Genomic DNA, 26,041 nt, shown 5'->3' on the forward strand with positions numbered 1-26,041 from the left:
CCCGCGGCAAAGCCAGCGCGGCGCGCGAATGCAAGCTTGACGCGGCGGCGTGCACGCCGCTCTCTACCCTCTGAGGTCGAGCACCTCGTCGAGCGCCGCCCGCGTGGTGCGGAAGCGGTTGGCGGGGTGGTCCGGATCGGGTCGCCCGAACGAGATCGCGCACAGGATCAGCCGCGTTTCCGGCAGGTCGAAATGCGCGCGGATGAATGGCGCATAGGCCGCCACCGAGGCCTGCGCGATACTGCCCACGCCCAGGGCCGTCGCCGCCAGCATGAAGGCGGTTACGAACCCGCCCGTGTCCATCGCGCCGTAGGGGCCCAGCGCGGCCTCGGAATGCACGATGGCCACGTGCGGCGCGCCGAAAAGGCGATAGTTCTCCATGCTTTGCTCGGCCCGCGCGGCGCGATCCTCGCGGGCGATACCCACCGCCTCGTAGAGTTGCAGCCCGCATTCGCGCCGCCGTGCGCCATGCGCTCCCGGATAGCGCTCGGGCCACGGCAGGTCGGGGCTTGGCGTGTCATTGTGCACGGCGTCAAGCAACGCGCGGCGGAACCGCTCGGTCTGCGCCCCGCGCGTCACCGTCACCTGCCAGGGCTGCGCGTTGCACCACGAGGGCGCGCGGCCCGCCGCCTGCACGATGCGCGCGATCACCTCGTCCTCCACCGGGTCGGACAGGAAGGCCCGGCAGGAATGGCGCGCGTCCAGCAGGCCGCGCAGCGTGTCGAATTGGTCTGTCATGCGGGATCCTCTGTGCCCGGCCGGGTGTCCGAGAGGCGACCGCCCCCGGGCCACGGGTTCTCGGGATCGAACATAGGCATGGATTGCCCGGCGATCCATGCCCGACCGGTGATGACCTCGCGCGCCGCGCCGTCGGCATGGGCGCGGGTAATCTTGATCGCCAGGGATGTGCGCATCAGAACCCGCCCTGTTCGAGCGCCACCAGGTAGCCGATCCCGCCGGCCACCGCCGCGCCGATCACCACGGCGACCGCGATCTTCCACGCCGACCACGGCCGCTCGCCCTGCACCCGGCCGGTGCGGGCGTTGACCACGAACCTGTAGGTTCGTCCCCTGAACCTGTAGGCTGCGAGCCAGACCGGCAGCAGGATGTGCTTGAAGGTGGTGTCCCGCACCTCGGTGTCGATGTCATGGATGCGTTGCCGGTCGCCGCCGATATCGAACCGAACGTCCCGGGCGATGATCGCGTCCATCTTATCGCGCGCCTGCGCGAATCCTTGTTCTAGATCAACGCTGTATCCCTCGGCGCGAAACCCCGCGAGGTACTCCGGCGCGTAAGGAACCAGCGCCGACAGGTCCCACGGCTCCAGCGCGTCGGTATAGCGTTTCGGCAAGGCGGTGGACGCAAGCACCAGCACATCGTCGAAGAACCGCGCCACCCGCCCCGATACCGCCCTCCACCTAACCTTAGCAACCTGAATTTGCTGGCGTTTTCCGTTTCTCGTGACAGTGCGTGTCTCGTAGTAGACGGTGCCACGCTCGCCGCGGTACTGTGACTTGGTGTCGGCGTCGAAGGTCCAGTAGGGCACGTAAATGCCCTGCATTTTCCGGCCCTTGCGGGCGTAGTCCTGCAACCCGTTCGGCGCGAACCACAGCCGCCCCAGCCAGTCGCTCATCGCTTTGCGGGCCTGCTCTTCGCCCAGCGAAAAAGGCAACAATGCCCGTGGCTTGATATGCCGGTGCGTGCCGGTATCGGTGACCACCGGCGAGGCGCAGAACGGGCATTCGGTGGCGTGGGTGTCGGTGCCCAGCTCCACCTGCGCGCCGCAGCTTGTGCAGGTGGTGACGCGGGTCTCCTCCATCTCCTGCGCGGGGAGTTGGTCGCCCAGCGCGGCGGCGAAATCGAGTTCCCTGATGCCACCCTGCCAGGGTCCGCCGGTCTCGATCCCGGCGACGTCGCCGCAGTGATCGCAGATCAGCCGGTCGCCGCCCGGATCATAGCGGTAATCCGCCCCGCAGCTGGCGCAGGGGAAGCGATGTTTGATCTCGACAGGGGCAGGCGGCGGGGTATCTGACATGGGGCTTTCAGAAGATTTATGGAACAATTCCAGGGTGATACGGCGCAGAGTTCAGGCGCCCATGGCGCGCGCTGAGGCCGCGTAGAGCAATCACAGCCATGTCGTCAGCCCGCCATCACGACGCATCAACAGCAGGCGCGCGGCAGTGAACTCGTGCAGGGTAATGGTCGCGCGGCGGCGCATCTGCTCAGGCGCCCGGCGGCGGGGGCGGCATGACGGTGAAGAGCTGCGCCAGTTCGGCGACGTCCTCGGCGCGCTTCCAGCCATCCTGCCCGGCGGTCCAGACGAGCGTGTCGCGCGTCAGGCCGCCCTCGGTCACCATGCGCCCCAGCCGTGCCTTGGAATAGGGGCCGTGGGTCTGGCCGCCCTCGGCGATGTGCCAGACATGTTCGACAGGCGGGGGCGGCGGGGCTGCCGGCGCCTGTTCTTGTGCGGGACGTGCGCCCCATGGCCCCTGATCGGCCATCTGCTGCGCCATCGCCATGCCCATTCCCATGCCAAGACCCGCGCCAATGCCGCCGCCTCCGCTCGGGTTCTTGGCCGCCGCGGTCATCGCCTCGGCAGTCGAATACTGGGTGAAGCGCGACAGGTCGCCCGCGATCCCCATCGAGGTGCGTTTGTCGAGCGCTGCTTCAACAGTGGGCGGCAAAGATATGTTTTCAATGTAGAATTCCGGGATTTCCAGTCCATATTCCGCCACGATTCCGGTGATCTCTCCGGCCACCAGTTTGCCCAGGTCGCGCGTGTTGGCCGCCATGTCGAGCACCGGGATGCCGCTTCCTGCGATGATGCGGCTGAACGCCTGCACGATGATGTTGCGGATCTGGTAGCTGATCTCGTCCATGGTGAATTCGCCGTCGGTGCCGACGATTTCGGAGAGGAACTTGGCCGGTTCCGACACGCGCACGGTATACGTGCCATAGGCGCGGATGCGGGTGGGGCCGAATTCCGGGTCGCGCAGCATGATCGGGTTCTTGGTGCCCCATTTCAGATTGGTGAACCGCGTCGTGGCGATGAAGTAGATTTCCGACTTGAACGGCGAGCGAAAGCCATGATCCCAGTGCTGGAGCGAGGTCATCACCGGCATGTTGTTGGTTTCCAGCATGTAGAGACCGGGGGTGAAAACGTCCGCCAACTGCCCCTCGTGGACGAACACGGCGGCCTGCCCCTCGCGCACGGTGAGCTTGGCGCCGTACTTGATCTCGTGGCCCTCGCGCTCGAACCGCCAGACCATCGTGTCGCGCGTGTCGTCGGTCCAGTGGATGACGTCGATGAACTGGCCGGAGAGGAAATCGAAGATGGGCATATGGGAAGGCTCCTTTGCGAACGGGTCAGACCGGCCCCGCCTGCCATTCATCCAGCAGGCGGCGGAGGATGGGGCGGGCTTCGTCTGGGGTCATGCCGGGGGTGAGGTCTGGATGGTAAAGCAGGCGCAGCAGCATTTCGTCATGGGTGGTCAGCCACGCGAACTCGTCATCGTCGTTGAAGATCGAGGGTCGCGCGCGGGGACTGTCATTGGCCAATCCCAGCCCCTGCGCCAGCTCCTCGTGGAAGCACGATTCGCGCATGAGTGGCGGGTGTTCGGCGCGGACCCAGGCGATTGCGAGATCGTAGGTATACGGGTTGCCCCGCTCTGAGAAGGCCACGACGAGGCAATGGATGCTGCGCGGCATGTCGCGAAAGACGCCAAGGGTTGCCGCGTCGATATCGGGGGCGAGGGCGCGCACGCGGGCGAGACCATCGGCGCGGTCGTCCTCGCCCATGACCAGAACGTGGAAGTTGGCCCCGCGGCGCACCATCGAGACCGGATGGCGCGCTGCCTCTGCTAGCCGCTTGACATAGTCGTCGAGCGTGGCGCGATCCGCCGCGCGCTGTTCGTCGGGCACCGAGGTGCCGAATTCCATCCCGACGCGCACCGGCGACGTCCATTTCCGCAGGCCCCCGGCGCGGCCCGAGGACGAGCGAAATCCGGCACCGGGCGCGTATTCGTCGAAGAATACGATACGCTCGAAATTGCGCATCAGATCGGTGTCGGTAAAGGGCGTGTCGGGCCCGCCGCCATCGACACGCAGGAGGCCACGACCCTTGAGGTCGCGCTCGGTGCGCGCGTAATGAGCGACGAGTGCCTTGCTGCGGGCAGACGGGCCGTCGTCGCCTTGGGGGGGCGGACGCGGGGCGGAGGGTGCGGGCGCATCAGGCACCGGCATGTCGCAGGCCGATAGCGCCAGCGCCAGCACCAGCCCCGCGAGGACGCGCAGCCCTTGTCCCGCCGTCATCGCCGCCTCAACCCTTCGGCACGGCGGTTGCGGCGGTGTCGCCCACCCCGTCGCCCCGCGACTTGGCCGAGGCGAGCGTGTCGCGCAGTTCGGCCTCCATTTTCTTGAGGTCTTCCTCGGCACGGGCGCGTTTCGCCTTGCCCTCGTCGGCGATGGTGAGGCTTTCCTCGATGGTGCCGATGAGATCGGCATTGGCCTGTTTCACCGCTTCAATGTCGAACACGCCGCGCTCCATCTCCTGCCGGATCATCTTGTTGCTCTCGCGCAGGTTGGCGGCGTTGGCGGTCAGCAGCTCGTTGGTGAGGTCGTTGGCGTCGCGCACCGCCGTCGCGGCCTCGGCCGAGCGTTGTATGGTGACCGCCTGCGCCAGTTGGGTTTCCCACAGCGGCACGGTGTTGACGAGGGTGGAGTTGATCTTGGTCACAAGCGACTTGTCGTTTTCCTGCACCAGCCGGATCGAGGGCAGGGATTGCATGGTCACCTGGCGGGTGAGTTTCAGGTCGTGCACCCTGCGTTCGAGGTCGTCGCGGGCGGCGCGCAGGTCGCGCAACTCCTGTGCCTTCATCACCTGGGCGTTTTCCGGCGCGGCCTCCATCTCGGCCTCCTTGGCCGGGATGTCCTTGCCGTCCAGATCCTTGAGCTTGGCCTCGCCCGCCGCGATGTAGAGCGCCAGTTCGTCATAGAAGGCGAGCGTCTTCTCGTAGAGCATGTCGAGCGACTTTATATCCTTCAGCAGGGCATGCTCGTGGCCAAGCAGGCTCTCGGTGATGCGGTCGATCTGGCCCTGTACCTCTTCGTAGCGGGCGGTGAACTTGGCGAACGGCGCGGCGCGGCCCAGCAGTTTTTCCCACCAGGACCGGTCGCGCCGCACGTCCAGTTCGGAGACCGAAAAACCGCGGATCGTGGTGACGATGCCGCGCAAGGAGTCACCCGCCGGGCCCACGTCCTTGTTGCGCACGCCTTGCAGCATGGATTGCGAGATTTCCTGCAATTCCGCCTGTGCCGCCGAGCCGAAAGAGACGATGGACTGTGTGTCGGCCATGTCGATCTCGGCCATGCGGCGCGCGATCTCGGCGCTCTGGGTTGCATCGGCCTTCTCCAGCGGAACGATGGCATTGGCATCCGTGGGTTCGGGCAGCACCGCGCGGCTCACGGATTCGATATCGGCGAGCACGGCCTCGGCCTTTTGGCGGGTGGCGTCTGACATGGGGGATCCTCTTAAGCTGTCTCTGTGGTCTCAAGATGCACGCCCTCGCGCTCGAGTCGGTCGCGCAGCACCTCGATCTCGATATCGAGATCGGTACTGCTGCCGGCCATGAGCGCGCGGGTCTTGGCGGTGAAATTCTGTTCGAGGTCCGAGAGCAGCACGAGGTACTTCTCGCGCGCCTGCGGGTTCGGGGCGCGGGTGGCGAGATCGGCGTATTTCGCCGAGGCGTCGCGCGCACCCATCAGGTAGACGCTGAGATACTTACGCGCCGCCGTCAGGTCGCGCGGGTCGTCCTCGACGGTGCGCAGCATGTCGCGCACCGTGACCTGGAACCGCTCCAACCGCGCCTCGAGGTCGCGGTCGCGGGTGGCGGCGATGGCCTGGGTCATGGCGCGCAGGTAGTCCTCGGCCCGATCCACCACGCGCGCCACGCGGTCGCTTTGAAAGCTGTCGATGCCCTCGGCGGACTTGTCGCGCAGCGGGTCGGGGCCGAAGGCCAGCAGGTGCAGGGCCATCCCCGCCACTGCATAGATCGCGGGCTCGGCCACGCCGCCGCCCGCGGCATGGGCGGCCACGGCAAGCCCCACGCCGGTGAGGGCTGCGCCGAAGATCTTGCGCGGGATGGCGGGCCGACGGGCGATGCGGCGCGCATCATAGGCTTCCTCGGCGCGCAGCCCCTCGCGGGTGAGCCAGGCCGCCAGCAGCAGAATCCCGAGGGCGACGAGGTTGAGCGCCATCTCGACCGGACCGCCGAGAAAGGCACGAAAGGCCAGCGGCAAAGGTGCAATGAACAGCATGTTGACGCGACCGCCGACGCGCGTGCGCCGCGCGCCGCGATAGCCGCCGCGCGGTGGCGGGGCGGTGTCGCTCCGGTCGGGACTGTGTCTGCCGCCGTAGCGCTGCGCCATCACACGCCCCCCGCCACCGCCACGAAGGCGATGAGCGCCACCAGCAGGAAGAACGCCAGTTTCTGTAACCCGGTATCGCTCATGCACCCTCTCATGCCGCCCTGCGGCAAACTTAGGCGATGGGGGGCGGGGGCGCTAGGGGGAAGATTGGCGGACCGGCCTCAGCCGCGCGCGACCTGGCGGTCCGATTTCGCCTTCTTCTTTTCGCCCACCACCTTTTCGGCGAGATCGCGGGCGATGGCGAAGGCGCCGCGGACCCGGTCGGCCTCGCCCTTCCAGTCGCGGCGCACGACGATCTTGTTGTCGCGGACCTTGGCCAGCCCCTTCTGGTCCTGGATGAATTCCACCAGCCCCTGCGGCGAGGCGAACTTGTCGTTGTGGAACTGGATCGTCGCACCCTTGGGCCCGCCGTCGAGCTTGGCGATACCCGCGCGCTTGCACATCGCCTTGATGCGCATGACCAGCATGAGCAGGTTTACCTCGCGGGGCAGGGGGCCGAAGCGGTCGATCATCTCGGCGGCGAAGCCTTCGAGATCGACCTTGCTCTCCATCCCGCTGAGACGGCGGTAGAGGCCGAGGCGCACGTCGAGATCGGGCACGTAATCCTCGGGGATGAGGACCGGCACGCCAAGGTTGATTTGCGGGGCCCATTGGCCGTCGTCGTCGGGCAGGCCCGTGGCCTCGCCCGAGCGGATGCGCGCGATCGCCTCTTCCAGCATGGACTGATAAAGTTCGAACCCGACGTCGCGCATCTGGCCCGACTGTTCCTCGCCCAACAGGTTGCCCGCGCCGCGGATGTCGAGATCCTGGGAGGCCAGCGTGAAGCCCGCGCCGAGCGTGTCGAGGCTGCTGAGCACGCGCAGGCGCTTCTCGGCCCCCGGTGTCAGCGGCGCGCGCGGCTTGGTCGTGAGGTAGGCATAGGCGCGGGCCTTGGAACGGCCCACCCGGCCACGGATCTGGTAGAGTTGCGCCAGCCCGAACATGTCGGCCCGGTGGATGATCATGGTGTTGGCGGTGGGGATGTCGAGCCCGGATTCGACGATGGTGGTGGCCAGCAGCACGTCGTACTTGCCGTCGTAAAAGGCGTTCATCCGCTGGTCCAGTTCTCCAGCCGCCATCTGACCGTGGGCCACGACATAGGAAACCTCGGGCACCTGATTGGCGAGGAAATCCTCGATCTCGGGCAGGTCCTTGATGCGGGGCACCACGAAGAAGGACTGCCCGCCCCGGTAATGCTCGCGCAAGAGCGCCTCGCGCACGGTGACGGTGTCGAACTCGGACACGTAGGTGCGGATCGACAGGCGATCCACCGGCGGCGTGCCGATGATCGACAGATCGCGAACCCCGGAGAGCGACAATTGCAGCGTGCGCGGGATCGGGGTGGCGGTGAGCGTCAGAACATGCACATCCGAGCGCATCTGCTTGAGCCGTTCCTTGTGCGCCACGCCAAAGCGCTGTTCCTCGTCGATGATGAGCAGGCCGAGGTTCTGGAACCGCACGCTTTTTGCGAGGAGAGCGTGGGTGCCCACCACGATATCGGCGGTGCCCTTTGCCATCGCCTCGCGGGTGCGGGTGGCGTCGCGTTGCGATACGAACCGTGACAACGCGTGGACCGACAGCGGGAACCCGCGGAACCGCTCGGCGAATTCCTTGTAGTGCTGGCGCGCGAGCAGGGTGGTGGGCGCGATCACCGCGACCTGCTGCCCCGCCATCGCGGCGGCAAAGGCCGCGCGCATCGCCACCTCGGTCTTGCCGAAGCCCACGTCGCCGCAGATGAGCCGGTCCATCGGACGCCCAGCCTCGAGATCGGAGAGCACATCCTCGATGGCACGAAGCTGGTCCTCGGTTTCCTGATAGGGGAAGCGTGCCGCGAAGGCCTCCCACGCGTGGGGCTCGGCGGCGATGACGGGGGCGCGGCGCAATTCGCGCTCGGCGGCCACGCGGATGAGCCGATCGGCCATCTCGCGGATGCGCTGTTTGAGCTTGGCCTTCTTGGCCTGCCACGCGCCACCGCCAAGACGGTCGAGCAGCCCCTCTTCGTGACCGTAGCGCGACAGCAGTTCGATATTCTCGACTGGCAGGTAGAGCCTTGATCCTTCGGCATATTCAAGCACGAGGCATTCATGTGCTGCACCCGCCGCAGTGACCACCTCGAGCCCCAGATAGCGGCCGATCCCGTGATCCACATGCACGACAAGGTCGCCCTGCGACAGCGCCTGTGCTTCGGTCAGGAAATTCTCGGCCCGCCGCTTGCGCCGGGCCCCGCGGATGAGCCGGTCGCCCAGCACGTCCTGTTCGGAGATCACGGTGAGCGACGGCGCTTCGAAGCCCTGCTCGAGCGGCCAGACCGCGAGGTGCAGCCCGTGGCGGCCCAGCCCGCCCGCGTCGCGGATGCCGGTCGCGCCGATCAGCCCCTCGTCGGACAAGAGCCCCTCGATGCGTTCACGCGCGCCCTCGGACCAGCACGCGACGAGCACCGATCCGGCCTCCATACGGTCCTCGACGTGATCTTTCAGGACGCTGAAAAGGTTTACCTTTTCCTGCTGCCGTTCGGGGGCAAAGTTGCGCCCGATGCGGCCGCCCGCGTCGATCACGCCCGGCCCCGTGGGTCGTGGCAGCGCCGAGAACTGCAGCACCCGCCGTGCGCCGGTCGCGTCCTGCCAGGCGTTGTCGTCGAGGTATAGCTCCTCTGGCGGGACCGGGTGATAGACCGCTTCGCCGCGTGCCTTCTGACCCTGAGCGTGGCAGCGCGCCTCGTACTGGTCTCGAACCGCCTCCCACCGCGCGGCGCGCGCGGCGTTGGCCTGGTCGTCGAGGGTGATGGCGGCATCGGGGAGGTAGTCGAACAGCGTCTCGAGCCGCTCGTGAAAGAGCGGCAGCCAGTGTTCGGCGCCGGCCGGCTTGCGCCCGGCGCTGACGGATTCGTAGAGCGGATCGTCGGCCACGCTGGTGCCGAAGGCGATGCGGTAATTCTGCCGGAAGCGGCGGATCGCGGTCTCGTCCAGGATCACCTCGGAGACGGGGGCAAGCTCGACGCGGGCAAGCTTTTCGGTGGTGCGCTGCGAGGCGGGATCGAAACGGCGCACCCCGTCGAGCACGTCGCCGAAGAGGTCGAGCCGCACCGGCCCCGCCTCGCCGGGCGGGTAGATGTCGATGATACCGCCACGCAGGGCGTAATCGCCAGGCTCTGTCACGGTGGGGGCCTGCACGAAGCCCATGCGCACGAGGAAGTCGCGCAACGCCTTTTCGTCGATGCGCTCGCCCACCTCCGCCGCGAAGGCGCTCTCGCGCAGGACATCGCGTGCCGGGAGGCGCTGTGTTGCGGCGTTGAGCGTGGTCAGAAGCACGAATCGCTGCGGCATTCCGTGTACCAGCCCGGCCAGCGTCGCCATCCGCGCCGCCGAAATCTCGGCATTGGGCGAGATACGGTCATAGGGCAGGCAATCCCAGCCGGGAAAGCGGATAACCGGCATGTCGGGGGCGAAGAAGGCGAGCGCCGCGGCCATCGCCGCCATCCGCTTGTCGTCGCGTGCGACATGGATCACCGGGCCCTCACGCGCCGACACCTCGCCCAGCACGAGCCGCGCGTCGTACCCCTCGGGCGCGCCGCCCACGGTGATATGGCTGGCCGCTCCCATGCCGGTCAGCCGAGCGCGCCGATGGCCATGTTCTGGTACATGCCCCACATGGCGGTGACGAAGATCGACGCCATGCCGACCATCTGCACCGAGAGGCGGTGCCGCGACAGACGCGCGATGAGCGCCTCGCCGCGCAGCGCCTCGTCGCGGATGCGGCGCGCTGTGCGCAACGACAGCAAGCCCACCCCGGTGAGCGGGAAGGCCAGCATGAAGACGGCCTGCGAGAACTCGTTGCCGTAGACGAAGCCGAGGATCGCGAGCGAGGACAGCGCGAAGGCGGCGATCCCCGCGAGCAGCGTGCCCGACTGGTTCGCCACGTACAGGAGCCGCCCGGTATTTATACGCACCATGTCCTCGAAATCCTCCATCGCCGTTTCGCCCTGACCGCGCCGTGCGCGGATCGCCATGTCCCAGGGCACGCCCAGTACCCAATGGCTGACGGTCGACCATGTCACCGCTAGCGCGATCCAGAACCAGAGGTTGCTGAAGGAGCGCAGGTCGATCAACTCGAAAACATTGTCAAGAAGGGTCAAGGCCGCGCCTCTGTCACTGTATTGCTCGCCCTCTTAGCGCTCGTGCGCGGCAATTCCTACCCTTGAGATGGCGGAATTTCCGTGCAAATGAGGCAGGGTTCCGAATGCCAAACGCCGCGGAGAGCCCGCCATGACCCCTGTTCAGGCCCCCTATCCCGCAAACCGCCCGCGGCGCCTGCGCGCGAGCGGCGCGCTGCGCGACCTCGTGGCCGAGACCACGCTCAGCCCTGCCGACCTGATCTGGCCGGTTTTCGTGCGCGATGGCGAGGGGGTGGAAGAGCCGGTGGCCTCGATGCCCGGCGTGATGCGCCGCTCGATCGACAAGGTGGTGGAGGCCGCGCGCGAGGCGGCCGATCTCGGCATCCCGGCGATGTGCCTGTTTCCCTATACATCGGCAGAGCACCGCACCGCCGATTGCGCCGAGGCGTGGAACCCCGACAACCTCAGCAACCGCGCCACCCGCGCCATCAAGGCCGCGGTGCCGGAGATTGCGGTGATGACCGACGTGGCGCTCGACCCCTATTCGGATACCGGCCATGACGGGTTCGTCGAGGATGGGCGGATCGTCAACGACGCCACAGTCGAGGCGCTGGTGAAACAGGCGCTGGCGCAGGCAGAGGCGGGGGCCGACATCCTGGGGCCATCCGACATGATGGATGGGCGCGTGGGCGCGATGCGCGGGGCGCTGGAATCCGCGGGATATTGGGACGTGGCGATCATGTCCTACGCGGCCAAGTACGCCTCGGCCTTCTACGGCCCGTTCCGCGATGCGGTCGGGGCGTCCGCCGCGCTCAAGGGCGACAAGAAGACCTATCAGATGGACCCGGCCAACAGTGACGAGGCGCTGCGCATGGTGGCGCGCGACCTGGCCGAGGGGGCGGACATGGTGATGGTCAAGCCGGGGCTGCCCTATCTCGACATCTGTCGCCGGGTGAAGGAGCGCTTCGGCGCGCCAACTTTTGCCTACCAGGTGTCGGGCGAATACGCGATGATCCGCGCTGCCGCGCTCAACGGCTGGATCGACGGCGAGCGCGCCATGATGGAGAGCCTCGCCTGTTTCAAGCGTGCGGGTTGCGATGGCATCCTGAGCTATTTTGCCCCCGCTGCCGCGCGGCTGATGGCGGGGCGCTGATGTCTGCGCGGTATCTTGCGCAGAACCGCAATCCTTGGTGACATTGGTGGCTGGCTCGACTATATTGAGTGGCAAGAGTCCGGCTAGGCGAAACGACCGGGCGCAATCAGACGCAATCGAGGCGGGCAAACACATGAGCAATCTCACAAGACGCGGATTCACCCTCGGCGCACTGGCTGGCATGCCGGTTCTCGCAGCATGCGGCAACGGGGTGGGCAGCTCTGGCGGCGCAAAGATCGACGCGCGCGTGAACGCAACGCTGTCGCACATGTATGCCAACTATCCCGGCACGCGCGATCTGGCCGACAAGGCGACCGGCATTCTTGTCATGCCGGTGGTGACCGAGGGGGGGATATTCGTGGGCGGCGGCTATGGCCGCGGGGCGCTGCGGATCGACAACGTCACGGTGGATTACTACTCGGCCACCAAGGGCAGCGTCGGGCTACAATTCGGCGCGCAGCAATTCGCACATGTGCTGTTTTTCATGACCGAAGAGGCGCTGGAAAGGTTCCGGCGGTCGTCAGGCTGGGCCGCGGGCGGCGATATCGAGTATGTCTTCAACGACCGGGGCGAGAACCTGCGTGCCGAGACCACGACCTCCACCGCGCCGGTGGTGGCGGTGATCTTCGGACAGGCGGGGCTGATGGCCGGCGTTTCGCTCGAGGGCATGAAATACACCCGTATCATCCCCTGAGCGGGGGATGGCCGGGTCTGGCCTGGAACTGCCTTTCAGGGGGTTCCCCGCGCGGCTAGTCGCCTCACAACCGACGTCCACTCAATGCCAGTCATCCCTCCCCGGAGCCCCGCCTTGCACGCGCCGCGTTTGCATTGGCGGGGTTTCTTGCTATGGGGCGGGCAGGTTTCATTCAACTCCGGGACAGACACGCCATGAGCAGCATCATCGACATTCACGCCCGCGAAATCCTCGACAGCCGGGGCAACCCGACGGTGGAGGTCGAGGTCATCCTGGAGGACGGCACCATGGGCCGCGCCGCGGTGCCTTCGGGGGCCTCGACCGGCGCGCACGAGGCGGTCGAGAAGCGCGACGGCGATCCGGAGCGCTATGGCGGCAAGGGTGTGCTGGAGGCCTGCGCGAGCGTCAATGGCGAGATCGCCGAGGCGCTCTTGGGCATGGACGCGACCGAGCAGGTGGCGGTGGACGAGACCATGATCGAGCTTGATGGCACCGCCAACAAGGGCCGCCTCGGGGCTAACGCGATCCTCGGCGTCTCGCTCGCCTGTGCGAAGGCGGCTGCCGATTACAGCGCGCAGCCCCTCTATCGCTACGTGGGGGGCACTTCGGCGCGGGTGCTGCCCGTACCGATGATGAACATCATCAATGGCGGCGAGCATGCCGACAACCCCATCGACATCCAGGAATTCATGATCATGCCGGTGAGCGCCGGCACGATCCGCGAGGCGGTGCGCATGGGTGCAGAGGTGTTCCACACGCTCAAGAAGGAACTGAACGCCGCCGGGCTCGCCACCGGGGTGGGCGACGAGGGCGGCTTTGCCCCGGCGCTGTCGGGCACGCGCGATGCGCTGGATTTCATCCTGCGGTCCATCGAGAAGGCGGGCTACGCCCCGGGCGAGGATATCCACCTCGCCCTCGATTGCGCCGCGACCGAGTATTACAAGGGCGGCAAGTACGAGATGGCGGGCGAGGGGGCGAGCCTCACGAGCGAGGAGAACGTCGCCTATCTTCAGGCGCTCTGCGCCGACTATCCGATCATCTCGATCGAGGACGGCATGGCCGAAGACGACTGGGACGGCTGGAAGGCGCTAACCGACGCCATCGGCGACAAGGTGCAACTGGTGGGCGATGACCTGTTCGTGACCAACCCCGCGCGGCTGGCCGAGGGCATCGCGCGCGGCGCGGCCAATTCCATGCTGGTCAAGGTAAACCAGATCGGCACGCTGACCGAGACGCTGCAGGCGGTCGAGATGGCGCATCGCGCGTGCATGACCAACGTGATGTCGCACCGCTCGGGCGAGACCGAGGACGCGACCATCGCCGACCTCGCCGTGGCCACCAATTGCGGGCAGATCAAGACCGGCAGCCTCGCGCGGTCGGACCGGCTGGCGAAATACAACCAGCTCATTCGTATCGAGGAGATGCTGGGCGAGAGTGCGCGCTACGCCGGGTCGTCGATCCTGAAGTAAGCGGCGGGAGGCGTGTTGCTGACAGAAATCCGACCGGATTTCTGTCAGGACTCCGGTCGCGCGTATGGGGGTCAAGTAATTTTCGGGGGCGGGTGAAACCCTAGTCCGTCCCGCTCTGCGTCAGGTTATTCAACCTACACGAAGAATCCCAGCAATCCGCAATGGTCCGTGGTATCAAACGCTCCCCGCGCGTGGGGGGCGTCTTCAAGTCACCCGTAGCTCTGTCCGCCGTTTGCAACAACGCGGACGATTCCGAGCGGACGCGGCGCGGGACCGCCACGCTGGCGAAGTTGTGCGCCAGCGTGGCGTGGCACTCAGGCCCTGCGGCGGCGGCTGCGGCTGCCTGCGCGGCCGCCCGAGCGCACCTCTTCGCCGGGCTTCGGCGGGGCCTTGTTGAACTTGATCCAGTTGCCGCCGTGGGGGTCGTTGGCCATCAGGAAATTCGCGGCGTGGATCGCCTCCATCTCCTTGCCCGCGCGCGCCTTGGTCGATCCCAGACCGAAGATCTGGCAGAAGGTCTCGTCGTCCATGTCCTCGGGAATCACCAGCCCGGTCGCGGCGACCTCGGCCTTCTTGGCCTCGATCTCGGCCTGTTTCACCGGCAGCGCGATCGGGTTCATGATGGCGCTTGTCATCCCCGCCTCGATCGCCATCGGCAGGAAGGCGTTGTTGATGCCGTGCCGGTTGGGTAGGCCGAAAGAGATGTTGGATGCGCCGCAGGTGGTATTGACGCCCAGTTCCTCGCGCAGGCGGCGCACCAGCGTGAACACCTGACGCCCGGCGGTGCCCATCGCGCCCACCGGCATGACCAGCGGATCGACCACGATGTCATGAGCCGGGATGCCGAAATCGGCGGCGCGCTCGACGATCTTCTTGGCGACGGCAAAACGCACGTCCGGATCCTCGGAAATGCCGGTGTCGTCGTTGGAAATGGCCACAACCGGCACGTTGTACTTCTTGACCAACGGCAGCACGTATTCCAGCCGCTCTTCCTCGCCGGTTACCGAGTTCAGGAGCGGGCGGCCGTGCGCGGCCTGAAGCCCGGCTTCCAGCGCCGCGGGAACGGATGAGTCGATGCACAGCGGCAGATCGACCAGCCCCTGCACCAACTCGACGATGGCCGTCATCAGCGGCGGCTCGGTCTCGTTGGGGTTAGGGTTGGAGTTGTAGACCACTCCAGCGTTGATATCGAGCACGGTGGCGCCCGCTGCGGCCTGCGCCACGGCGTCGGATTCCACGGTGGAATAGTCGCCCGCCTCCAGCTCGGCGGCGAGCTTCTTTCGGCCGGTGGGGTTGATGCGTTCGCCAATGACGCAGAACGGCTCGTCAAAGCCGATCACGGCGGTCCTGGTCTTGCTCTCGACGATGGTGCGGGTCATGTCTTATCCTTGTTGCGCAGCCGGGGTGCCCGAGGCACCGCCGTTGTCGATCACCCATTGGGCGTTGGTCTTGATCCCGCCCAGCGGGAAGAAATGCACGCGCTCGATCAGGCAATCGGGATCGGCGGCCTTGTGGGCGGCCAGCGCGGCGAGAACCTCTGTCGGCTCGTAGGGCAGCAGAAGCTTGGTGACATCCATTGCGCGTTTCTGAAGCACTTTCAAGGACGGACCGACGCCGCAGGCGATGGCGAACTTGATCAGCGTCTGAAGTTTGGCGGGCCCGGCGATGCCGATATGAATAGGCATGGTGATGCCCGCTTCGCGCAGGGCATCGGCCCAGGCGATGATCGGCTTCGAGTCAAAGGCGAACTGCGTCGCGATGGCCATCTCGGCATCGGTGGTCTCGGAGAATTTCTGCTTCCAGCGCAGCGCCTCCTCGACGTTCTTGCGGCTGCCATTGGGGTCGATATCCTTGTTGCCCTCGGGGTGGCCCGCAACATGGAGCCGCTTGAAACCCGCGCGGTCAAACGCGCCCGCCTCCAGAAGCTGCATTGAGGAATGGAAATCGCCATGTGGCTTTTGCACGCCACCGGCGAGCAACAGCGCCTGCTCGACGCCCGCCTCGCCCTGATAGCGGGCGATCCAGTCCTCGAGCGTTGCCTGGTCCTTGATGATGCGCGCCGGGAAATGCGGCATCACCGGATAGCCCTCGCTCGCCACGCGGCGTGCGGTGGCGACCATGTCCTCGATGGACGTGCCCTCGATATGGGCGATGTAGACGCGCGTGCCCTCTGGCAGAAGGTCGCGGAAATTCTCGACCTTCTCGGCGGTGCGCGGCATCACCTCGATCGAGTAGCCCTCGAGGAACGCCTCGACCTGCCGGTTCACGGGCGGCTTTGCGGAGGTCGCGGTGTCACGCTTCCTGAAATTCAAAAGAGCCATCGCGGCCTCCCATAGCGATGCGGGTCGCATTCACGCCCAGCCATCATTGCCGATGAGCGCCTTGAGACGCTCGGTGTCGTAAAGGGCGTCGAGCCGGGCGGCCTCGCTTTGCGCGACCTCGCCGGGATCGCCCTCCACCGGGTAGGCATCGCCCTTGCGCCACTCGGCAAGATAGTCGTCCGTCCCCGCCGCCCCCGTCTTCATGGCCGCGCGGTCAATGGCCTGCTCGAAACGCTCGGGCAGTTGCACCTTGGACCCGCGCCGACCCTTGCCGACGATGACCTGCGCGGGAATGTCGCGCCAGTAAACGATGGTGACATCAACCATGACCGATTCCCCTTCCGTGGGCTCTGTCTAATTCACGCCGGGGTCGCGGCAGTGCAGGATTTCGACTTAACAGCGACGTGGAGCGACGCGCCCAACCTAGTCATGCCGCGCGCACCCCGCCACCGTCCGGCTTTGGAATAATTCTCAAGATCATGTTGGCCCGGCGCGAGCGGGTCACGCACGAAAACGGGCGGCACCATCGGTGCCGCCCGTTCAATCTTTGCACTGCAATTGCAGAAATGCGCCTCAGGCCTCGGCTTCAGCCTCTTCTTCGGCGTCGGCTGCGACTTCTTCGGTCTCGTCCTCTTCATCCTCCTGGCTCTTGAGCGCGGAGGGGGCGGAGATGTTGCAGATCACGAAATCGCGGTCGATGGTCGGCTTGGCGCCCGCGGGCAGATCGACCATCGAGATGGTCATCGTATCGCCGATATTCTCCATCTTCGTCAGATCCACGACGATTTTCTCGGGAATGTCGCCCGCCGTCACCACGACCTCGATCTCGGGGCGCACGATGGTCAGCACGCCGCCCTTGCGTAGCGCCGCGCACTCTTCCTCGCCCTCGAAATCGACATGGATGAACAGGTTGATCTTGGTGGTGCGGCGCAGGCGCATGAAATCGACATGCGTCGGCAGGTCCTTGACCACGTCGCGCTGCACGTCGCGGCAGATGACGCGCACATCCTCGTGGCCATCGACCTTGAGGTTGAACAGGGTAGACTTGAACCGGCCTTTCTTGAGGCGTCGGATCAGCTCGTTATAGGGCATCTGTATGGGCAACGGATCCACGTCGCCCCCGAAAACGATCCCCGGAACCAGGTGTGCGCGGCGCACGGCACGAGCGGCGCCCTTGCCTGTCCCCGTGCGTTCCTGGGCGTGAAGATCAGGAATTTCTCCAGCCATGTTGTCTCTCCTTGGCAAAAGGCGGGGTGCCTCCAAGGCTGTCACCCCGCGTGAAGCCGCGCTGATAGCCGACCACGGCCCGGTTGAAAAGAGCAAAATGCCCCGGTACCGGGCTTCACCATTCCTCGAGCACTCATGTCGTGACCCTCGCCGTGCCTCACACCCAGTCCCCGGCAAAATCCTTCGGGATCATCAGCACGTCGCGGTCCAGATCGTGCACGTCACGCCGCCCGCACAGCCCCATCGAGGTGTCGAGCTCCTTGGCGATCACCTCCAGCGCTCGGGTCACGCCCGCCTCGCCCATGGCACCCAGCCCGTAGATAAATGCGCGCCCGATATAGGCACCGCGCGCGCCCAGGCTGAGCGCCTTGAGCACGTCCTGGCCCGATCGGATGCCGCTGTCGAGATGCACCTCGATCTTGTCGCCCACGGCATCCATGATCGCGGGCAGGGCGCGGATGGACGATAGCGCCCCGTCAAGCTGCCGCCCGCCGTGGTTCGACACGATGATCGCGTCCGCACCCACGTTGAGCGCCTCCGCCGCGTCGCGCGGGTCCATGATCCCCTTGATGATGAGCGGGCCGTCCCACATCTTGCGGAATTGCCGGATGCGATCCCAGTCGAGCGCCTGGTCGAACGCCTCTGCCGTCCACGCGGAGAGCGACGAGGGATCGGTCACGCCCTTGGCATGGCCCACGATGTTGCCAAAGCTGCGCCGCTTGGTCCCCAGCATGCCGAGGCCCCACTGCACCTTGGTCATCATGTTCGCCACGCTCGCGGGCGTCAGCTTGGGTGGTGCGCTCAGGCCGTTTTTCAGATCCTTATGCCGCTGACCAAGCATTTGCAGATCGACCGTGATCATCGCCGCCGAGCATTTCGCGTCACGCGCACGGTCAAAGAGGCGCTGCATGAAATCGTCATCCTTGAGCGTGTAGACCTGGAACCAGAAGGGTTTGGTCGTATGCGCGGCGACATCCTCGATGGAACAGATCGACATGGTCGACAGCGTGAACGGCACGCCGAATTTCTCCGCCGCGCGCGCCGCCTTGATCTCGCCATCGGCGCATTGCATCCCGGTCAGCCCCACCGGCGCGAGCGCCACCGGCATCGACACGTCCTGCCCGATCATGGTCGACGCGAGGTTGCGCCCGGTCATGTCGATGGCGACGCGCTGTTTGAGCAGAAGACGCGAGAAATCAGAGGTATTTTCGCGAAAGGTCTGCTCGGTCCAGCTCCCCGATTCTGCGTAATCGTAGAACATCCGCGGTACGCGGCGGCGGTAGAGGGGTTTGAAATCGTCTATGCATGTAATGACGGGCATGGGCGGCACTCCGGGAATTGGTCAGATATCCTTACCGCCTGACGCACCGCCGCGCAATCGACAGGTTTGCCGCAGGGGTCGGGTAGGGCCCCGGGGCATGCAACATCGGTGAGCAGGCGAAAGGCGGGTGGGAGCGCATGAACGCGGCACGTTTCTTCGTGCGCCGCGCCTCAGGCCAGCATCACCATCGGATTCTCGAGGTTCTCGACGATCTGCTTGAGCAGGTCCGCGCCCATCGCGCCGTCGATGACCCGGTGATCCACCGACAGCGTGACCGACATGACCGTAGCCACGGTCAGCTCGCCATCCGCGCCCACCACCGGCTTCTTCAGCCCCGCGCCGACGGCGAGGATCGCGCCATGTGGCGGGTTGATGACCGCGTCGAAATTCTCGATCCCGAACATCCCGAGATTGGAGATCGCGAAGGTGCCGCCCTGGTACTCCTGTGGTGCCAGCTTGCGGTCTCGGGCGCGCTTGGCGAGGTCCTTCATCTCCGCCGACAGCGCCGAGAGCGATTTCATCTCGGCATCCTTGAGCACGGGCGTGAACAGGCCCCCCTCGATGGCCACGGCTACGGCGACGTCAGAAGGCTTGAGCTTGAGCACCTTGTCGCCGGCCCAGACGGCGTTGGCGTCCGGCACCGCCTGCAAGGCCAATGCGCAGGCCTTGATGATGAAGTCGTTGACCGACAGCTTGACGCCGCGCGGCTCGAGCTGCTTGTTGAGATCGGCGCGGAACTTCATCAGCGCGTCGAGGCGGATCTCGCGGCGCAGGTAGAAATGCGGCACGGTCTGCTTGGCCTCGGTGAGACGCGCGGCGATGGTCTTGCGCATCCCGTCGAGCTTGACCTCCTCGAACTCGCGGCCCTCGTACATGGCCATGACGGCATCCGGGGACGGGCCAGAGGGCGCTGCCGGGGCAGGGGCCTTGTCGGCAGGTTTGGCGGCCTCCTTGGCGGGGGCGGCGGCGGGCTTGGCCCCCTCCACATCCGCGCGCACGATGCGGCCATGCGGGCCCGAGCCCTTGATCTGCGTCAGGTCGAGCCCCTTCTCTGCCGCGATCCGGCGGGCGAGGGGCGAGGCGAAGATGCGCTCGCCTTTCTCGTCCTTGGGTGCTGCGGGGGCCGGGGTATCGGATTGCGCGACAGGCTCTGCGGCCTTGCCCTTGCCGGAGCCCTCACCGCCCGCTTTCTCGTCCGGTTTCTCGTCCTTTTCGGGCTCTGCCGCCGCGTCCGCTTCCGGGGCGCTCGCGCCGCCCGATGCGATATCGTCCGCGCTCTCACCCTCTTCCAGCAGCACGGCGATGGGGGTGTTCACCTTTACCCCCTCGCTGCCTTCCTCGACGAGGAGCTTGCCGATGGTGCCTTCGTCCACGGCCTCGAATTCCATCGTGGCCTTGTCGGTCTCGATCTCGGCCAGCAGGTCGCCCGCGTTGACGGTGTCGCCCTCTTTCACCAGCCATTTGGCCAGCGTGCCCTCTTCCATCGTTGGTGAGAGGGCGGGCATCAGGATTTCGGTCGGCATCGCGTCTCTCCCTTACCGGTAGGTCACTTGGCGCACGGCGTCGATCACCTCTTTGGTAGAGGTCAGCGCCAGCTTTTCCAGATTGGCCGCATAGGGCATCGGCACGTCCTTGCCGGTGCAGTTGATGACCGGCGCGTCAAGATAGTCGAAGGCCTGCTGCATCAGCACCGAAGAGATGTAGCTGCCGATGGAGGGCACCGGCCAGCCTTCCTCCACCGTCACGCATCGGTTGGTCTTCATCACCGAGGCGATCACCGTGTCGGTGTCCATCGGGCGCAGGGTACGCAGGTCAATTACCTCGGCCTCGATCCCGTCTTCGGCCAGCTTTTCGGCTGCCTCCAGCGCGTAGGTCATGCCGATGCCGAAGCTGACGATGGTCACATCCGTGCCTTCGCGCCAGACCTTGGCCTTGCCGAAGGGGATGGTGAAATCATCCATCTTGGGCACCTCGAAGGACTTGCCATAGAGGATCTCGTTCTCGAGGAATATCACCGGGTTTGGGTCGCGGATGGCGCTCTTCAGCAGGCCCTTGGCGCAGGCCGCCGAATAGGGCTGCACGACGCGCAGCCCGGGTACCTGGGCGTACCAGACGGCGTAGTCCTGGCTGTGCTGGGCACCCACGCGCGCCGCCGCCCCGTTGGGACCGCGAAACACGATCGGGCTGCCCATCTGACCGCCCGACATATAGAGCGTCTTGGCCGCCGAGTTGATGATCTGGTCGATCGCCTGCATGGCGAAGTTCCACGTCATGAACTCGACGATGGGGCGCAGACCGCCCCAGGACGCGCCCACGCCGATCCCGGCAAAGCCGTGCTCGGTGATGGGCGTGTCGATCACGCGCTTGGCGCCGAATTCATCGAGCAGGTTCTGGGTTATCTTGTAGGCGCCCTCGTACTCGGCCACCTCCTCGCCCATGATGAAGACCGTGTCGTCGCGGCGCATCTCCTCGGCCATGGCCGCATTCAATGCCTCGCGTACCGTCTTCTTTTCCATCTCGGTGCCCTCGGGCCAGTCGGGGCTGGCATCCGCCTTCGGCGCGGCGGGCGCCTTGGCCTCCGCCGGGGCGGATTTCGCCTCCGGCTCGGGGCTCTTCTCGGCGGCTTGCGGGGCAGGGGTGCTTGACGCGGTGTCGATATCGTCGGCGCTCTCGCCTTCCTCCAGCAGCACGGCGATGGGGGTGTTGACCTTGACGCCCTCGGTGCCGTCCTCGACGAGGATTTTGCCGATGGTGCCCTCGTCCACGGCCTCGAATTCCATCGTCGCCTTGTCGGTTTCGATCTCGGCCATGATGTCACCGGCGTTGACGGTGTCGCCTTCCTTGACCAGCCATTTCGCGAGTGTGCCTTCTTCCATCGTCGGCGAGAGGGCGGGCATGAGAATTTCGGTTGCCATTGTCGTCTCTCCTCCTCAGGCGTTCTGCGGCGTCACGTCGGCGACGATATCGGTCCACAATTCCTCGACCGCGGGCTCGGGGCTGTCCTTGGCGAAATCGGCGGACTTGTTGACGACATCCTTGATCTCCTTGTCGATCGCCTTGAGGTCTTCCTCAGAGGCATGACCGCCCGAGATCAGCAATTCGCGCACGTGCTCGATGGCGTCCTTTTCCTCGCGCATCTTCTGCACCTCTTCGCGGGTGCGGTACTTGGCCGGGTCCGACATCGAATGGCCACGATAGCGGTAGGTCTTGATTTCCAGGATATACGGCCCCTTGCCGGCGCGGCAGTGCTTGACCGCCTTGTCGCCCGCCGCCTTGACGGCGAGCACATCCATCCCGTCCACCGCCTCGCCGGGGATGCCGAAGGCCGCGCCCCGGGTGTAGATGTCGGGGGTGGAGGTCGAGCGTTTCTGCGACGTGCCCATGGCATACTGGTTGTTCTCGATCACGAACACCACCGGCAGGCTCCACAGAGAGGCCATGTTGAAGGTCTCGTACACCTGTCCCTGGTTGGCCGCCCCGTCGCCGAAATAGGTGAAGGTCACGCGATCGTTCTCGAGATACTTGTCGGCGAAGGCGAGCCCCGCGCCAAGCGGCACGTTGGCCCCCACGATGCCGTGGCCGCCGTAAAAGCGCTTTTCGGTGGAAAACATGTGCATCGAGCCGCCCTTGCCGCGGCTGTAACCGTCCTCGCGGCCCGTCAATTCGGCCATCACGCCCTTGGGGTCCATCCCGCAGGCGAGCATGTGGCCGTGATCGCGGTAGGTGGTGATGCGCCGGTCGCCTTCCTCGGCGGCGGCCTCGAGGCCCACGACGACCGCTTCCTGACCGATATAGAGGTGACAGAATCCGCCGATCAGCCCCATGCCGTAGAGCTGGCCCGCCTTTTCCTCGAATCGGCGGATCAGGAGCATGTCGCGATAATAGGTCTTGAGTTCGTCGGCAGAAACGTTTGGTTTCGATGCGCTTTTCCGGGGGGCCATACGGTGCTCCTCCTTGGTGGCGGAAATGGTTTAGCGTTAAACAATCTCTTACAACAATCGCGCTTTCGTGGCGAGACCGAATTTTCCGGAGGGGGCAGGACGGCGTGGGTCCGCGTTTAGCGGATCACGATCTCGTCGCCGCGCAGCAGGCCCAGCACGTCGCGCGCCTGCTCATCGAGAAGGTCGAGATCGAGGTATTCATCCGACAGCCGTTTGGTGAGGTTCTCCATCCGCGCCACTTCCGCTTCCAACTCGGCAAGCTGGCGGGCGAGCCGGGCGTTCTGCGCCTCGATCTCGGCGCGGCGAAACAGGCCGTAATCACCCTGAACCGCGGCATAGGCGAAATACACGCCCAGAAAGAACGCGACGGTCAGCCCTGCCAGGGCACCCCAGGGACGGCTCTTGGATTCCATGCTCGGCTCCTCGGTGCGCGGTCTCGGGCCACGCTTTGCCGGACAACCATGCCACAGGTGGCCATGCTTGTGAATCCCCTTTCCTCGGGCCGCGCCGATGCTTAGCCTTCTTGCGAGGAGGATCGCCGCCATGCCCGACAGCCCCGCCCGCGCGTACCTTGCCACCCACGAGGTCACCAACCAGCCCGCGCCGCGCGGCGATCTCGACCTGTGGGCGGGCGACCCGGCGCTCGTAACTCACGCCGGGGCGGCGGGCGCCGACGCGGCGCGGTTGGCCGATTTCGGCGCCAGTATCGGCACGGTGGCGATGCGCGCAGCGGGGCGCGACGCCAACCGCCATCCACCCGAATTCGTGCCGTTCGACGCGGGCGGGCGGCGGCTCGACGCGGTGCACTTTCACCCCGCCTATCATGATCTGATGCGCGCTGGCATCGGCGCGGGCTATGCCGCGATCCCGTGGGAGGCGGCGGCGGGCGGGCACGCCACCCATGCCGCGATGGTCTATCTGATGAGCCAGGTGGAGCCGGGCGTGTGCTGCCCGATGACCATGACCTATGCCGCGATTCCCGCGCTCAAGGCCGACAAGGCGCTGTTCTCTGATTGGGTGCCCAAGCTCACCGCGCGGCTCTACGATCCCGCGCCGCGTCCGCTGCGGGCCAAGGGTGGCGCGACGATGGGCATGGCGATGACGGAAAAGCAGGGCGGTTCGGACGTGCGCGCCAACGCCACCACCGCCACGCCAGAGGGCGCGTATTACCGCCTCACCGGGCACAAGTGGTTCTGTTCCGCGCCAATGTCTGACGGCTTCCTGACACTGGCGCAGGCAGAGGGGGGGCTCACCTGTTTTCTCGTCCCGCGCTGGCTCGAGGAGGGACAAAACGCCATCCATATCCAGCGGCTCAAGGACAAACTCGGCAACCGTGCCAACGCCTCGGCCGAGATCGAGTATCACGGCGCGATCGCGCACCGGCTGGGCGAGGAGGGCGCGGGCGTGCGCACCATCATCGAGATGGTGCACCACACGCGGCTCGACACGTCGATGGCCCCCGCCGGGCTGATGCGCGCCGCGCTGTCGGAGGCGCATTACTGGGCCTGTCACCGCTCTGCCTTTCAGAAACGGCTGATCGACCAGCCGCTGATGCGCGCCGTGCTGGCCGATCTCGCGCTCGACTGGGAGGGCACGCTGGCGTTGGGGATGCACGTCGCGCGTGCCTTCGACGGGCGCGGACCCGAGGCGCGCGCCTTTTCCCGGCTGGGTGTGGCGCTTGCGAAATTCCTCGGCAACAAGCTCTGCCCCGGCCTGGTCTACGAGGCGATGGAGTGCCTGGGCGGCATGGGGTATGTCGAGGACACCCCACTGCCGCTGCTCTACCGCGAGGCGCCGCTCAACTCGATCTGGGAGGGGTCGGGCAACGTGATCTGTCTCGACATCCTGCGCACGATGGCGCGTGAGCCGCTGGCGGGCGAGGCGCTGAGCGCCGAACTGGCCACGGTGGCGGGACAGGATCGCCGCTTTGACGCGGCAATGCGCGCGCATATGGAGACCTTCCCCAAGCCCCCCGGGGAGGCGCAGGCGCGCTGGTATGCCGAGAGCCTCGCCACCCTGCTCACCGCCTCGGTGCTGATGCGTCACGCGCCCGACGCGGTGGCCGGGGCCTATATCGCCACGCGGCTGGCCGAGCCGCGCGGCCGCGTGGCCGGCGCCATTGGCGAAATCGACCCGAGCCCGGTACTAGCGCGGCTGGGCGACGCAAGAGAAGCATGACGCTTTCGCTTCTGGCCTTCGGCGTGGTGATCGCGCTCAACAACCTTGCGCTGTCGCTCACGCTCGGGGCGCTGGACGGGCGGCGGCATTGGCGGCGCATCCTCTCGGTGTTCGCGGTGTTCGAGTTCACCGTACCGCTGATCGGCGTCTGGCTGGGCCGCGAGATCGCGCAGGCGATGGCCGCCGATCTCGGCTGGCTCGGTCCCGTGATACTTGCCGGGTTGGGGATCACGACGCTGCTGTCGCTGCGCGCGGACCGGCGCGACCGGGCCCATCTGGTGCGCGCGATGACGAGCTGGCGGGGCCTCGCCGCGCTCTCGGCGGGGCTGTCTACCGACAACCTGATGGTGGGCTTCGGCCTCGGGCTGGGCGGTGTGTCGCCGCTGGCGCTGGCCACCACGATCATGGTCTGCTCGGTCAGCTTCGCGGCGATCGGGCTGCAGGTCGGCCACCGCGTCAGCCGCGATTACGAGCGCCCGGCGCTGGCGGTGTCGGGCGTCGCGCTGATCGGGCTGGCGGCGGCCTCGGCACTGGGCTGGCTCTGAGCGCGCCGAATTCACATTCGATTCGTGATATGTGTTTGATGGAGATCAAGGCCCTGTCCGGGCAGGAGGGCCTAGGGTGCCCCGTGAAAGAGCGATTCCAAAGTCACCTTAACCACCGGAGCATCCCATGCGCAAAATCCTCACCGCAGCCGCCCTCGGCCTTGCCACCTTCGCCGCGCCCGCCGCGCAGGCCTCTGACGCCGCGCGGCTCGTCACCATCCTCACCAGCGACGAGCCGCAGACCCAGCTCATGAGCATGGTGCTGACCATGCAATCCATGCAGGCCGGGGCAGGGGCCTACGTGCTCCTGTGCGGCCCGGCGGGCGATCTCGCGCTCAAGGACGCGCCCGAGGCCGCCACCGCCCCGCAGCCGCCCAAGGGGATGAGCCCGCAGGCCCTCATGCAGAAGATCATGGCGCAAGGCGGCACCGTCGAGGTGTGCGCCATCTACCTGCCGGGCAAGGGCGTTGGGGCCGAGGCCCTGCTCGACGGCATCGGTGCGGCCAAGCCGCCGGCGGTGGCGGCGCGCCTGCTGGCCGATGATACGCGGATCATGTCGTTCTGAGAAGTTGGCGAAGCGGGGCAGCCCGATCGGCAGCCCCGCCTTCGTGGGTGG

24 protein-coding genes are annotated in these 26,041 nt (G+C 66.4%); 6 read left to right on the forward strand and 18 right to left on the reverse strand.

Annotation, left to right across the window (positions count from 1 at the left end):
• Nucleotides 1-63 precede the first annotated feature (63 nt).
• The 9 genes from CRJ03_RS02525 to CRJ03_RS02565 all read right to left on the reverse strand — a co-directional run bounded on the left by CRJ03_RS02525 (nucleotide 64) and on the right by CRJ03_RS02565 (nucleotide 10,597).
• A complete protein-coding gene (locus CRJ03_RS02525; RefSeq protein WP_104017338.1) occupies nucleotides 64-738 on the reverse strand; it encodes a nitroreductase in 675 nt (224 codons plus the stop codon).
• Entirely contained in the window at nucleotides 735-914 is a 180-nt protein-coding gene (locus CRJ03_RS02530; protein ID WP_104017339.1) for a hypothetical protein, read from the reverse strand. Before CRJ03_RS02530 ends, CRJ03_RS02525 begins: the two co-directional genes overlap by 4 nt.
• Nucleotides 914-2,035 carry a TFIIB-type zinc ribbon-containing protein gene (locus CRJ03_RS02535; RefSeq protein ID WP_104017340.1) on the reverse strand — a complete coding sequence of 374 codons (1,122 nt, stop codon included), beginning with the start codon at nucleotides 2,033-2,035 and terminating at the stop codon, nucleotides 914-916. Before CRJ03_RS02535 ends, CRJ03_RS02530 begins: the two co-directional genes overlap by 1 nt.
• 187 nt (nucleotides 2,036-2,222) lie before the next feature.
• Nucleotides 2,223-3,341, reverse strand: a complete 1,119-nt coding sequence (locus CRJ03_RS02540) for an SPFH domain-containing protein (RefSeq protein ID WP_104017341.1) — start codon at nucleotides 3,339-3,341, stop codon at nucleotides 2,223-2,225.
• Between the two features lie 25 nt (nucleotides 3,342-3,366).
• Complete coding sequence (locus tag CRJ03_RS02545; protein WP_104017342.1) at nucleotides 3,367-4,311, reverse strand: DUF2927 domain-containing protein; 945 nt, start codon at nucleotides 4,309-4,311, stop codon at nucleotides 3,367-3,369.
• 7 nt (nucleotides 4,312-4,318) lie between these two features.
• Nucleotides 4,319-5,518, reverse strand: a complete 1,200-nt coding sequence (locus CRJ03_RS02550) for a toxic anion resistance protein (protein WP_104017343.1) — start codon at nucleotides 5,516-5,518, stop codon at nucleotides 4,319-4,321.
• 11 nt (nucleotides 5,519-5,529) lie between these two features.
• Nucleotides 5,530-6,426: a 5-bromo-4-chloroindolyl phosphate hydrolysis family protein gene (locus CRJ03_RS02555; RefSeq protein ID WP_104017344.1), complete on the reverse strand. Its 897-nt coding sequence runs from the start codon at nucleotides 6,424-6,426 to the stop codon at nucleotides 5,530-5,532.
• Nucleotides 6,427-6,587: 161 nt separating this feature from the next.
• A complete protein-coding gene (gene mfd / locus CRJ03_RS02560) occupies nucleotides 6,588-10,064 on the reverse strand; it encodes a transcription-repair coupling factor (RefSeq protein ID WP_104017345.1) in 3,477 nt (1,158 codons plus the stop codon).
• Between the two features lie 5 nt (nucleotides 10,065-10,069).
• Complete coding sequence (locus tag CRJ03_RS02565) at nucleotides 10,070-10,597, reverse strand: component of SufBCD complex (protein WP_104017346.1); 528 nt, start codon at nucleotides 10,595-10,597, stop codon at nucleotides 10,070-10,072.
• A 130-nt stretch (nucleotides 10,598-10,727) separates the two neighbouring features.
• Here CRJ03_RS02565 and hemB point away from each other — a divergent pair, with 130 nt between their 5' ends.
• The 3 genes from hemB to eno all read left to right on the forward strand — a co-directional run bounded on the left by hemB (nucleotide 10,728) and on the right by eno (nucleotide 13,892).
• The gene (hemB, locus tag CRJ03_RS02570; protein ID WP_104017347.1) at nucleotides 10,728-11,729 is read left to right on the forward strand and encodes a porphobilinogen synthase; all 1,002 of its coding nucleotides are present in this window, start codon (nucleotides 10,728-10,730) and stop codon (nucleotides 11,727-11,729) included.
• Nucleotides 11,730-11,862: 133 nt separating this feature from the next.
• Nucleotides 11,863-12,423 carry a lipid-binding SYLF domain-containing protein gene (locus CRJ03_RS02575; protein WP_104017348.1) on the forward strand — a complete coding sequence of 187 codons (561 nt, stop codon included), beginning with the start codon at nucleotides 11,863-11,865 and terminating at the stop codon, nucleotides 12,421-12,423.
• A 194-nt stretch (nucleotides 12,424-12,617) separates the two neighbouring features.
• Nucleotides 12,618-13,892, forward strand: a complete 1,275-nt coding sequence (eno, locus tag CRJ03_RS02580) for a phosphopyruvate hydratase (RefSeq protein ID WP_104017349.1) — start codon at nucleotides 12,618-12,620, stop codon at nucleotides 13,890-13,892.
• Nucleotides 13,893-14,206: 314 nt separating this feature from the next.
• Here the strand turns inward: eno and CRJ03_RS02585 are convergent, their stop codons facing one another.
• The 9 genes from CRJ03_RS02585 to CRJ03_RS02625 all read right to left on the reverse strand — a co-directional run bounded on the left by CRJ03_RS02585 (nucleotide 14,207) and on the right by CRJ03_RS02625 (nucleotide 23,115).
• Nucleotides 14,207-15,271 (reverse strand): dihydropteroate synthase, encoded by a 1,065-nt coding sequence (locus tag CRJ03_RS02585; RefSeq protein WP_104017350.1) that lies wholly within the window; start codon nucleotides 15,269-15,271, stop codon nucleotides 14,207-14,209.
• Nucleotides 15,272-15,274: 3 nt separating this feature from the next.
• Nucleotides 15,275-16,213 (reverse strand): methylenetetrahydrofolate reductase, encoded by a 939-nt coding sequence (locus CRJ03_RS02590; RefSeq protein WP_104017421.1) that lies wholly within the window; start codon nucleotides 16,211-16,213, stop codon nucleotides 15,275-15,277.
• 30 nt (nucleotides 16,214-16,243) lie between these two features.
• A complete protein-coding gene (locus CRJ03_RS02595; RefSeq protein ID WP_104017351.1) occupies nucleotides 16,244-16,540 on the reverse strand; it encodes a virulence factor in 297 nt (98 codons plus the stop codon).
• Between the two features lie 246 nt (nucleotides 16,541-16,786).
• Nucleotides 16,787-17,440, reverse strand: coding sequence for a 50S ribosomal protein L25/general stress protein Ctc (locus CRJ03_RS02600; RefSeq protein WP_104017352.1), 654 nt, complete (start codon nucleotides 17,438-17,440; stop codon nucleotides 16,787-16,789).
• Between the two features lie 157 nt (nucleotides 17,441-17,597).
• The gene (locus tag CRJ03_RS02605; protein ID WP_104017353.1) at nucleotides 17,598-18,761 is read right to left on the reverse strand and encodes an alpha-hydroxy acid oxidase; all 1,164 of its coding nucleotides are present in this window, start codon (nucleotides 18,759-18,761) and stop codon (nucleotides 17,598-17,600) included.
• A gap of 170 nt (nucleotides 18,762-18,931) precedes the next feature.
• On the reverse strand, nucleotides 18,932-20,284 hold the full coding sequence (locus tag CRJ03_RS02610; RefSeq protein WP_104017354.1) for a pyruvate dehydrogenase complex dihydrolipoamide acetyltransferase: 1,353 nt from the start codon (nucleotides 20,282-20,284) through the stop codon (nucleotides 18,932-18,934).
• Nucleotides 20,285-20,296: 12 nt separating this feature from the next.
• The gene (locus CRJ03_RS02615; protein WP_104017355.1) at nucleotides 20,297-21,676 is read right to left on the reverse strand and encodes a pyruvate dehydrogenase complex E1 component subunit beta; all 1,380 of its coding nucleotides are present in this window, start codon (nucleotides 21,674-21,676) and stop codon (nucleotides 20,297-20,299) included.
• A 15-nt stretch (nucleotides 21,677-21,691) separates the two neighbouring features.
• Entirely contained in the window at nucleotides 21,692-22,702 is a 1,011-nt protein-coding gene (gene pdhA, locus CRJ03_RS02620; RefSeq protein WP_104017356.1) for a pyruvate dehydrogenase (acetyl-transferring) E1 component subunit alpha, read from the reverse strand.
• Nucleotides 22,703-22,818: 116 nt separating this feature from the next.
• Nucleotides 22,819-23,115, reverse strand: coding sequence for an FtsB family cell division protein (locus tag CRJ03_RS02625; protein WP_104017357.1), 297 nt, complete (start codon nucleotides 23,113-23,115; stop codon nucleotides 22,819-22,821).
• Nucleotides 23,116-23,245: 130 nt separating this feature from the next.
• On the opposite strand from CRJ03_RS02625, the gene CRJ03_RS02630 reads away from it, so the two are divergent.
• The 3 genes from CRJ03_RS02630 to CRJ03_RS02640 all read left to right on the forward strand — a co-directional run bounded on the left by CRJ03_RS02630 (nucleotide 23,246) and on the right by CRJ03_RS02640 (nucleotide 25,990).
• Entirely contained in the window at nucleotides 23,246-24,880 is a 1,635-nt protein-coding gene (locus CRJ03_RS02630) for an acyl-CoA dehydrogenase family protein (RefSeq protein ID WP_104017358.1), read from the forward strand.
• A complete protein-coding gene (locus CRJ03_RS02635) occupies nucleotides 24,877-25,425 on the forward strand; it encodes a manganese efflux pump MntP (protein ID WP_104017359.1) in 549 nt (182 codons plus the stop codon). The genes CRJ03_RS02630 and CRJ03_RS02635 overlap by 4 nt, the downstream gene beginning before the upstream one ends.
• A 127-nt stretch (nucleotides 25,426-25,552) precedes the next feature.
• Nucleotides 25,553-25,990 carry a DsrE family protein gene (locus CRJ03_RS02640; RefSeq protein ID WP_104017360.1) on the forward strand — a complete coding sequence of 146 codons (438 nt, stop codon included), beginning with the start codon at nucleotides 25,553-25,555 and terminating at the stop codon, nucleotides 25,988-25,990.
• Nucleotides 25,991-26,041: the final 51 nt, after the last annotated feature.

Source organism: Roseovarius nitratireducens (genome assembly GCF_002925845.1).
GTDB lineage: Bacteria > Pseudomonadota > Alphaproteobacteria > Rhodobacterales > Rhodobacteraceae > Roseovarius > Roseovarius nitratireducens.